A 2103-nucleotide genomic window follows, 5' to 3' on the forward strand; every position below is an offset into this window, starting at 1 on the left:
CTGTTAATCCGCAAATCGAAGGCCGTGTAACAAAGTTAAATTAATAGATTAGCAGGAAGGGCGCTTGCGCTCTTCTTTTTTTGTTTAAAAGAATGGTCTCCTCAAGGACGAATTTGTAAAAAAAGAGAGAGTTCCACTAATTTCCTTATAGTCCATTAGAATCAAATTTAGAGTAGCGAAAGAAAATTTCCCAATATCAAAATGTATTAAAATAGTTTAATTTACACTTATTTCTAAATGGAAAATAGGTTAAAAGAGCCATTCAATATTAAATAACATCATTTTGGAGTTAAAAATACTAGTTTTTATAGGATAATGTTACTATATTTTAAAAATTTACAATATTACAAAACCTTGCTAATATTACAATCAGATTCTTCAGAAAATATGAAAAATCAAAACTATTGAAATAGCAGGGGGTATTCTCTTGAAGAAGAAAAATTCATTAAAGGTTCTATCCAGCATGGCGGCAAGCGCTGTTTTCGCTTCCACTTTATTTGCTGGTACGTTTGCAGGAACGACTGCAGCTCCAAAACATGCAGCTGCATCAACAACGCCTGTATCCGCACCGATAGATTTAAATATTGTCGACCAGGATCGTTTGGCAAAAGCATTACAGGAAAGAGGATTGATTGCTAAAGGTGCTTCTAAAGAAGAAGTGATTAAAGCAGTACAAAAGTATATCAAGCAGAAGCAAGGTGAAAAGCCAGGGCAAGCTGACAAGGAATTAACAAAGGAACAAAAAGAGTTTGATAATAAGGCAAAGGATTTTGTAACAAAGCAAAAGGACAAGCTTAAAAAACAGCTTGATAAGGGTCACGAAAACTTTAAAAAAGGTAAGCCGACTGGTGCAGCTAAAGTAGATTCTGCAAAGCAGGCGCCTTATAACGGAGATGTACGTGAGGATGAGGTTCTTGTCCTTCTTGTAGAATATGCTGACTTCAAGCATAACAGCATTGAGCAGGAACCAGGCTATATGTATTCTGATGACTTCAACAAAGAACATTATGAAAAAATGCTGTTTGGAGACGAAGATTTCACACTTTTTAATGGTGAGAAAGTAAAAACCTTCAAACAATATTATGAAGAGCAATCCGGCGGAAGCTATACAGTGGATGGAAAGGTTTCTGATTGGCTGACAGTACCTGGAAACTACAAAGACTATGGCAGCGATAATCCTGAAGGTGGCCATGATAATAACCCAGGTACAAAAGGACCTCGCGGCTTAGTAAAGGATGCTTTGAATGCAGCAGTAGCTTCTGGTATTAACTTGGCAGACTACGATAAGTTTGACCAGTATGACCTTGATGGTGACGGAGATCAAAACGAACCTGACGGCTTGGTCGACCACTTGATGATTCTACACGCAGGTGTTGGACAGGAAGCTGGCGGCGGAGCAATTGGTGATGATGCAATCTGGTCACACCGCTGGAATTTGGGCGGCGTTTATTCTGTACCAAATACAAAGGCAAATGTTGACTACTGGAAAGAAGGAAGAATGGCTGCATTCGATTACACAATCGAGCCTGAAGACGGAGCAGTCGGCGTATTCGCGCACGAATTTGGACATGACTTAGGTCTTCCAGATGAGTATGACACTCAATACACTGGCAATGGCGACCCGGTTGCATCATGGTCCATCATGAGCGGCGGAAGCTGGAACGGCAATATCGCAGGAACGGAAGCACCTAGCTTCTCTCCACAAAATAAAGAATTCTTCCAGAAGACAATTGGCGGCAACTGGGCCAACATTACGGAAGTGAATTACGAAGACATTGATAAAAATGGCATGGCAGCAGTCATTGACCAGAGTGTTACTAAATCCAAAAATGCAGGTATTGTAAAAGTAAATCTTCCTAAGAAGGAAGTAAAGGGAATCGAGCCTGAGTTTGGCAGCAAGTATTACTACAGCCAAAAAGGTGATGATCTTCATACTGCATTGGAAACTCCTGAGTTCGATTTAACAAATGCTGCAAACGCTGAATTTAGTTATAAAGCTAACTATGAAGTTGAATTCGATTATGATTATGTTTATGTAACTGCGGTTACTGCTGATGGCGAAGAAGTAGAGCTTGATAAAATCGGCGATACAAACGTTGCAGA

General features: G+C 39.6%; 1 protein-coding gene. It reads left to right on the forward strand.

All coding sequences use genetic code 11. The features are described from left to right. Positions 1-463: 463 nt before the first annotated feature. Positions 464-2103: immune inhibitor A domain-containing protein (locus WB217_RS04085; protein WP_423990892.1), on the forward strand; the 1640-nt coding region annotated here is incomplete at its 3' end.

Origin of the sequence: Mesobacillus sp. (assembly GCF_049588175.1) — a bacterium.
Taxonomy (GTDB): Bacteria; Bacillota; Bacilli; order Bacillales; family Cytobacillaceae; genus Mesobacillus.